The organism is Klebsiella sp. 141153 (assembly GCF_032601995.1).
In the GTDB taxonomy this organism is placed as follows: Bacteria; Pseudomonadota; Gammaproteobacteria; order Enterobacterales; family Enterobacteriaceae; genus Klebsiella; species Klebsiella aerogenes.
The window spans coordinates 1-384 of record NZ_JAQIRJ010000041.1; the positions used below are offsets into that span (position 1 = coordinate 1).

The window sequence follows — 384 nt, forward strand, 5'->3', positions numbered from 1 at the left end:
ACCACTTCGAATTCTTCTGCGATCAACTCCATATCCTCAGAAAAATGACCTTCACGGATGAAAAATCGCTGATGCTCTTTCTTCCAGTATTCAAGACTTAAATCGCCTTCACCCTCTTTGCGAGCGAACTCCTCATTAATATCGCAAAAACGCACCAATTGTAGCGAAACCAGCCGGATCACGCATACCGGGACATTCTGTCCATCAAGAATTATGTTATAGCTGCCAATCCTCGGAGCAGATTCTTCCTGTTGGTAAGAGGCAAAAGATCCACAAGAGGCCGTTTTGATTCCTTTTTTAATAAGGTTAGCAAGCTCGCTTGCCAGTTCTGGACTGTCTCCCATTTGCCAGGCCCCTGCGCCTGGATATTTCATTTCTATTTCC

At 45.1% G+C, this 384-nt stretch carries 1 protein-coding gene; it reads right to left on the minus strand.

What is annotated here, in order from left to right:
* A partial coding sequence (locus PGS10_RS24980) for an ASCH domain-containing protein (RefSeq protein ID WP_316423647.1) occupies window positions 1–344 on the minus strand: 344 nt, incomplete at its 3' end.
* Between the last annotated feature and the right edge of the window lie 40 nt (window positions 345–384).